Genomic DNA, 7,040 nt, shown 5'->3' with positions numbered 1-7,040 from the left:
GTGGGCACGCGTTCATCGATGCGTGTCCGGCAAGCGGCTCCGGGAACGCTACTGCCGCCGCCATCGCACGGTCGCACCCGAATCCCGTGTCCTTCCGCCTGCGGGAGGTTCCTCTCCGGTCGTCGGCAGGTACGCAGCATCATCTGCACTACGCGGCCCCGTATTATCTCGGGGAACCTTCGTTGTCCCTGCGGAAGAAAGCGCGAATCTCGTTGAGGCTGGGGGCGCCCGGGGAGATATCGGGCAGGTCGGGCAGGTCGTCGAGCTCGTCGTCGATGGGTGCGGCGAGCGCCTCGGCCTGCTGCTTCGCCCGGTGCGCCGCGGCCAGGGTGACCTCCACGATCGCCCTGCTCAACTGCTCCGGTGTCTGGCGCATCGCCGCGGCCGTGAGGCGCAGGTCCGTCAGCACGCCGGCGGCGTCCACCGTCACCTCTACCGATTGGTCGGGAGAACTCGCCTGCGTGCGAGCATTCTCCAGTTCTCGGAACACATCGGCGAGCCGACCCTGCTGACGTTCGAAGGAGTCGAGGAGATGTTCGAGCTGGTTGCGCATGCCGTTGTTGGCCGAGCGCAGGCCTTCGCGCTCCCATCGATCCATGCCACGACCTTCCGACTCGAATTCCTCAGCGGACAGCGACGACCGCGGACCTCCGAACGTGCCCATAATGATGACCGACAGGTGCGTGGTTCACCGCTGGTGGGAAGGGAGAAAGAACCAGACGCCGTCCGCCCGGGCCGAGGCGGGTCTCATCGCCGGTCCGGCACCGCCGCACGCGACATCGTCACCAGCAGCCGACCCAGCACCTTCTGCGGGCCGTTGGCCTCGTCGTCACTCGATTCGACCGCGGCGAATCCCTCGGCCAGCGCCCTGCCCGGAACGAATAGACCCTGCTCGAAACAGTCGTCGCCGAGCTGCGCCCGCCACCGCTTGTAGCCGGCGACCACCCGGCTCAGCGTCTGGCCTCGGGGGTCGTCGATCCGCACGTATTCGGTGATGAGCGCGCGTTGCGCCTCCTTGTGCGCCCGGAACCCGCCGATGAGGTCGATCGCGGCGCCGAGTTCCCGCAGGATCGCGGCATACATCGGTCGCCGTGGAGGACCGGATCGGGTCGTCGCCCGGGAACGGCCGGCCAACGTCCGAGGATCGATCACAGCAGCGTGAGCCAGTACGATCCACGGCGCCACCTCACCGGATCGCTTTGCCGTGCTGCGATCCTCGACGGAAGACAGCGAATCCGTCACATCCCGGATCTCGACTCCGCGCAGCACGACCGGCATCCGCGGGAGGACGGTGTCGACAGCATCGGCGATGTCCTGGACCGTTGCCGCGGCGATACCCGCCGCGTCGAATCCGACGATTTCGATGTTGTGCCGAGCGGCCATCTCCCGAGCGATCCGCATGGCCTCGGCATCGGTTGCTCGGTGAGCCCGCACGCCTGCGGGTTTCGGGGCCCGCTTCCGCCCGAGACGAGCCGGCTCCGGCTTCTTGCCCGCGGGCGGGCGGTGCGGGGTGCGCGGAGGAGATATCCGAGGCGGGGTTTCGTTCGCCGGCGCGGCCGAGGGGCTCGGAGCCTTTGCCCAAGGGGTGCCCGACCCGTTCCGCGTCCACGGCGTACCCGCCGGCGGCTTGCCGGCGTCCTTGCGGCCGCCCGGCATCGTCTGTGGACCCGCCTGCTGCCTCGTCGGTGTATCCGCCGGCGCTCCCTGCCGCTCTGCGCCGTTACCGGGCGTCGTCGGCGATCCGGTCTCGGCCGCCGGGGGTTGGTCACCGGATTTGTCCTGCGATTCGGTTTCTGGAGGATTGGTCGTCGAATCGTCCTGCTGTCCGGATTCCGGAGGTTGCTGTCCGGACTCTGCGGGCTGCTGGCCAGGATTCGCGGGCTGCTGACCGGGTGTCGGGGGTTGCTGGCCGGATGTCGGTGGTTGCTGTGTATCGACGCGGTCGTTCGGGGTGTCCGGCTGCGGACGGGCGGAGTCTCCGTTCGCCGTGCGATCGAACGTGCCCGGCGACCGTACGGAATCATCTGTGGGACTGAGAGATTCGCTAGACGTCGTCTGCGGAATGGGTCCTGCCGACCGGTTCTGGCTCGGTGCGTTCGTGTACGGGATGCCATCGTCGGCCGAGTTTCGGATGTTCCGCCTGCCGTCGTGGTCCCGGTCCTCGAACGCATCGGCCGCATCCTTCATCGCGGAACTCATCGCCCGTATGTCCGCGACGAGGTCGTCGAACCCCTCCAACGTACGGTCGGCACCGGGCTTGTAGGTGTGGGCGAACGTCTCGCCGGCTTCGTCGTCACCCCAGAACTCACCCTCGTCGGCGAGTGCCGCCTTCAGCTCGTTCGCCACCCGTTCGGCGTCCTCGGCCGCCTGCCGCAACTCCGCCGCCGATTCGCGCAGCTGGGCGAGGTCGACCGACAGTGATTCGGCCACGCGACCCCCTAGGTCGATATCGAGACGGCCCGGCCGTCTTCGGCTGCTGAACGGGACGTCGCGCATCGGCGAACCGCCACGCGCTGGGCCGACCCGAGCCGAAGCATAAGCGACGGTCGCTGGTGTTCCCGTCGGCGGGAACGTGGTGGCCAGCGCTGCGTGCATGAGGCTGGAACCACGGCTCCGACGATCGCCACACCACCACCCTGCTCACCGAAGCCGCCCACACCGTAGGCCTCCGCTTCCTCGACCACGTGGTCATCGCGGGGGAGAGGTGGACGAGCGCACCGAAGTTCGCTTGACCTTCTCACTGTGTGAAGGCTTTCACTGGCTGTCGGAGGTGGTCCCCATCAATTCGACACACAGAAATACACAGCACACCCGGCTGCTCGACGCATTGGCGGCCGCGAATTCGTCGACGCGGCTGCAGGCGGCGCTGGCGGTAGGCACGCATCCCGAACCCGGTTTCGTCGACGCGCTGATAGAACGGTGCGCTATCGAGCCGGACTTCTTCGTGCGGGACATGCTCACGTGGGCGCTGACGCGGCTGCCATCGGCGATCACGGTTCCGGAACTTCGCGCGGAGCTGGGTTCCGAACGTCCTCAGGCTCGCAGTCAAGCGCTGCACACGTTGTCCAAGATCGGGGCCGGCCGCCACGCTCGCCACACTGTCACCGCTAGGGTGATTCGGCGGTGCGGCTACGCCTGACTCGAGCGCTCGCCGAGATGCCGGGCACCATCGCGCTCAACACCCTGCGGCCACTGACCCGCGACGACGATCGCGCCGTGGCCGCTCTCGCCTCGGCCCTCGCGGCAACGCTCGAATTTCGCCCCGACCATAAAGGCACGCTTCCTTAACTCGCGAAGCGCGCCAACCCCCGCGAGTGGCACATGGCTGTGGCAAACGTCGAGTAGAGCTCTCGCTGGTGTGCCACTCGTCGTCATCGCGGAGCCCGATCGCGTTCGAGTCGGCTGGCTGTGATTCGTTCGGTGGCTAGTGCCGAGGCTTGGTCGAGGTTGCCGCCGGTCAATCGGGCCAGGATGTCCTTCAAGGTTTTGATTTCGCCGGAACCGCCCCAGTGTCCTTCGGGAATCTCGGTGGGAAAGACCCAGATGCGGCCGGGGTCACGAGGCCACGCGCCGTCTTCGGCGTCGAGGATGGCCTCGGTGATCTCCCGGACGACACCGGCCCGCTGGATCGCGTCGAGTTGTCCCTCCGGTACGGACGGCACCACTTTGTACCGTGGGGCTTCCGCGGGCGCGCCGCCGACGAACACGGCGGCTGGCCGGTGCAGAAAGGCCCACGACACGGAGCGTGTGATCGGGTCCGACGGGTCGAAACCCTCATGCCGGATGAGGATTTCGGTGATTCGGTTCAGCAGGGCTGCTTCGCGCTCGGGAGTGAAGGTGCCCGCAGGGATGTAGACATCGAGCATGGGCATGCCGACCGTCTCCTAGGTTTAGTTATGGAACTCAGATGGCGGCACCGTATGACCCTGGATATAAAAAGTCAACTCAGATGGGTATCGTGGCCGCATGACGTCCGCACCGCGCATCGACCCCGTCAACTGCTCAGTGGCACGTGCGCTGTCGGTGATCGGAGAACGCTGGTCGCTACTGATCGTGCGGGAGGCGCTCGACGGCGCGCGACGGTTCAGCGAGTTCCGCGACCGCTTGGGCATAGCCAGCAATCTGCTCTCGGCCCGGCTCGACAGCCTCGTCGAAGCCGACGTGCTGGAAAAAATTCCTTATCGGGAACCAGGGACTCGCCAGCGCTACGAGTACCGCCTCACCCAGCGCGGCTTGGATCTGCGACCGACCTTGATCGCCTTACTCGAATGGGGCGACAAATATCTGGCAGATCCGCAGGGCCCCTCGGTAGTGGTCCGCCACCAGACCGAAAGCGGCGAGGAATGCCAGAAGCCGGTCCGCGTCGTCCTCGAATGCGCCGGTGGCCACACCCATTTGCCACCCTCGACGATCCGCCGCACACCCGGACCTGGGGCGCATCTCGTGAACCCGGTCTGACCTCGGCTGAGGATGCCAGTGACCGCCGATGGAAGCAGTCCGCCTCACAAACGGCGAAGGCCGCCTCTATCGCATCGATGGAGGCGGCCTTCGGTTCGGCTGGGTCCGTGAAATCAGCGGGTGAACAGGAGCGCTCGCTTGACTTCCTGAATCGCCTTGGTGACCTCGATGCCGCGGGGGCAGGCGTCGGTGCAGTTGAAGGTGGTGCGGCAGCGCCAGACGCCTTCGACGTCGTTGAGGATGTCGAGGCGTTCGCGGGCGGCTTCGTCGCGGCTGTCGAAGATGAAGCGGTGGGCGTTCACGATCGCGGCCGGGCCGAAGTAGCTGCCGTCGCTCCAGTACACGGGGCAGGAGGTGGTGCAGCAGGCGCACAGGATGCACTTGGTGGTGTCGTCGAACCGGGCGCGGTCGGCCTGGCTCTGGATGCGTTCGCGGGTGGGCTCGTTGCCCGAGGTGATCAGGTAGGGCTTCACCGCGCGGAACGCGTCGAAGAACGGCTCCATGTTCACCACGAGGTCCTTCTCCACGGGCAGGCCGCGGATCGGCTCGACGGTGACGGTGATCGACTTGCCGTTCTTGGGCAGCATGTCCTTCATCAGCACCTTGCAGGCCAGCCGGTTTTGGTTGCTGATCTCGGCTTCCTGTCGGTGAATCCGCGTAATCTTGCTGCCACAAGGAGCTAAGTACTCTGCGCCAGCGACGGTCTGGCGCGGTAGAGACTGCACGAGGAGGCAGGGTGGATCCCCTCATCAAGGGGCTTTTCAAGGAATTTCGCGAGACGCAGGAACTGCTTGACATGCGCGAATCCGATGCATTCGAGTTATTCGTCGCGACGCTGCTACTGCGTGACGACCTCCTGGATCAGATCGACATGACTGATTTGCTACTTGATCCCGGTACACTCGGCATTGATCTTGCTCTCCTTGAGGTCAATGGTGAGCTTGTTGCTGGTCCGACTGAAGTATCCGCCGTATGCGACAGCAAACGCAGTCTTGAAGTCACTTTGACTCTGATGCAAGTCAAAACATCGACGAGTGTAAATACATCGGAAATACTCAACTTCGGTGATGCAATCAAAAAGGTTCTTTCCAATGAAGTCCCAGCGCACCATCCGAAACTATCAGCAATCTCCGAGGCGCTATTTGCGATCTACGACGGCTATGCTTCAAGGCTTAAGGATCGACCGCGAGTAAATCTTGCTTACGTTACAACAGCTAATGACGACGCCCTTTCTGACGGTGTGGTGCAGGACAGGGTTGCAACGGTGCAGAAAGAAGTTCGCAGCCTGAGTTACGTGGGCGAATTAGTATTCGAAGTATACGGCGCGGCCAGTATATATGAAGCATCTAGGAGAAAGCTGCACGCCAACGAATCGGATATTGTGCTGGAGAAGGCGGTCAATCTACCGCAGATGCCTGGAATCAACCAAGCGATCCTCGGTGTCATCTCGATAAGGGAGCTTCTAAAGCTTATTGAGAATGAGAACGGGTCGCTTAATGAGCGGGTCTTTTATGACAACGTGCGCGGATTCAAAGGCGAGGAAAATGCGGTTAACCAGCAGATCATTGAGACGCTTGGTTCGCCATCGAGGTCACTTTTGCCCGTGCTCAACAATGGCGTAACAGTGGTCGCTAGGTCGTACGCTCCCAAGCCCGGTGATGCTGTCTCGCTTACTGGCTACCAAGTTGTGAACGGGTGCCAGACCAGCCATTGCATATTTCTTGCAAAGGAGCAGTTGGCCGCAGTCGCGGATTCGGTTTTTGTACCCATGAGGCTTGTGGTGACCGACGATGAAGATGTTGCGACTCGGATAATTCGAGCTACGAATTCGCAAACTGCAGTAAATGACAGCGACCTCATTGCTCTAACAAAATTTCAGAAGCGATTGGAGGATTTCTATTCGCAGGATCCGATGAACGCCGGACTTACCTACGAAAGACGTGCTGGTCAGTTCTACTATCGCGACGTCACCCGCACCAGGATTGTCACGATCAGTGAGCAGATGCGGGCCGTTGCTGCGACATTTCTTGATCTTCCGCATCTGGCTGCCAGGTACCCTGCGCATTTGTACGCTGAAGTTGGCGACTCGATCTTCGATGATAGTCATCGTTTGGCTCCTTACCTCGCTTCCGCCTTCGCCGCGTATCGGTTAGAGACTGCCTTCAGAACAACTTTGGAGCCGGAATTCAAGCCAATCCGATATCATATATTGACTGCTTACAAGTACGATTTGTTCGGCGGAAATTCTGCGAGTTTGAATAAGCGATCGATTGACGATCAAAGTCAGCAGATCGTGGATACGCTACGTCAACCCGACTATGTGGCGATTTTTCGCGAGACTGCCCACAAGATCATCCGCTCGGCGGGTGGTCAGCTGCCCACTGCTGATCGCCTGAAGCGTCAGCCCTTCACGCAGGAGATGATTAGTCACTTCATGCGGGGTCGCTAGACGTTGTTGCATAGTCACCTGGCAAGCATCGAGGTGTATGTGCATGTGAGCGAAGGCCTCCCGTGAACTCAGTAGAAGGCATTCGGTTACCGGCTAGCACGGGGCGCCAGCGGTTGGACAGAAGCGCTCGGTT

The 7,040-nt window shown here is 62.7% G+C and carries 7 protein-coding genes and 2 pseudogenes; 5 read left to right on the top strand and 4 right to left on the bottom strand.

Translation table 11 applies throughout. The features are described 5' to 3' along the window. Nucleotides 1-163 precede the first annotated feature (163 nt). Complete coding sequence (locus ACIHAX_RS35535) at nt 164-598, bottom strand: YbaB/EbfC family nucleoid-associated protein (protein WP_397282014.1); 435 nt, start codon at nt 596-598, stop codon at nt 164-166. 149 nt (nt 599-747) lie between these two features. Beyond that, nucleotides 748-2,430, bottom strand: a complete 1,683-nt coding sequence (locus ACIHAX_RS35530; protein WP_397282012.1) for a hypothetical protein — start codon at nt 2,428-2,430, stop codon at nt 748-750. A gap of 206 nt (nt 2,431-2,636) precedes the next feature. Between ACIHAX_RS35530 and ACIHAX_RS35525 the strand changes: the two genes are divergently transcribed. The 3 genes and pseudogenes from ACIHAX_RS35525 (at nt 2,637) to ACIHAX_RS35515 (ending at nt 3,288) form a co-directional block, all read left to right on the top strand. After that, nucleotides 2,637-2,732: a hypothetical protein gene (locus ACIHAX_RS35525; RefSeq protein WP_397282018.1), complete on the top strand. Its 96-nt coding sequence runs from the start codon at nt 2,637-2,639 to the stop codon at nt 2,730-2,732. Nucleotides 2,733-2,770: 38 nt separating this feature from the next. After that, nucleotides 2,771-3,076, top strand: a pseudogene (locus ACIHAX_RS35520) (HEAT repeat domain-containing protein); the annotation flags it as partial. Between the two features lie 47 nt (nt 3,077-3,123). After that, a complete protein-coding gene (locus ACIHAX_RS35515) occupies nt 3,124-3,288 on the top strand; it encodes a hypothetical protein (protein ID WP_397282011.1) in 165 nt (54 codons plus the stop codon). An 83-nt stretch (nt 3,289-3,371) separates the two neighbouring features. On the opposite strand, the gene ACIHAX_RS35510 is transcribed toward ACIHAX_RS35515, so the two are convergent. Beyond that, the gene (locus ACIHAX_RS35510; RefSeq protein ID WP_355079079.1) at nt 3,372-3,872 is read right to left on the bottom strand and encodes a hypothetical protein; all 501 of its coding nucleotides are present in this window, start codon (nt 3,870-3,872) and stop codon (nt 3,372-3,374) included. 94 nt (nt 3,873-3,966) lie between these two features. Here ACIHAX_RS35510 and ACIHAX_RS35505 point away from each other — a divergent pair, with 94 nt between their 5' ends. Beyond that, nucleotides 3,967-4,458, top strand: a complete 492-nt coding sequence (locus tag ACIHAX_RS35505; protein ID WP_355079081.1) for a helix-turn-helix domain-containing protein — start codon at nt 3,967-3,969, stop codon at nt 4,456-4,458. 113 nt (nt 4,459-4,571) lie between these two features. Here the strand turns inward: ACIHAX_RS35505 and ACIHAX_RS35500 are convergent. Further along, a pseudogene (locus ACIHAX_RS35500) lies at nt 4,572-5,084 on the bottom strand (succinate dehydrogenase iron-sulfur subunit); the annotation flags it as partial. A 110-nt stretch (nt 5,085-5,194) separates the two neighbouring features. Between ACIHAX_RS35500 and ACIHAX_RS35495 the strand changes: the two are divergent. Continuing rightward, a complete protein-coding gene (locus ACIHAX_RS35495) occupies nt 5,195-6,907 on the top strand; it encodes an AIPR family protein (protein ID WP_397282008.1) in 1,713 nt (570 codons plus the stop codon). Nucleotides 6,908-7,040 lie beyond the last annotated feature (133 nt).

The sequence above is a fragment of the Nocardia sp. NPDC051929 genome (genome assembly GCF_044548645.1).
GTDB classification, from domain to species: domain Bacteria; phylum Actinomycetota; class Actinomycetes; order Mycobacteriales; family Mycobacteriaceae; genus Nocardia; species Nocardia sichangensis.
The sequence above is the reverse complement of the archived record's forward strand: the minus strand, read 5'-3'. Positions and strand labels throughout refer to the sequence as shown.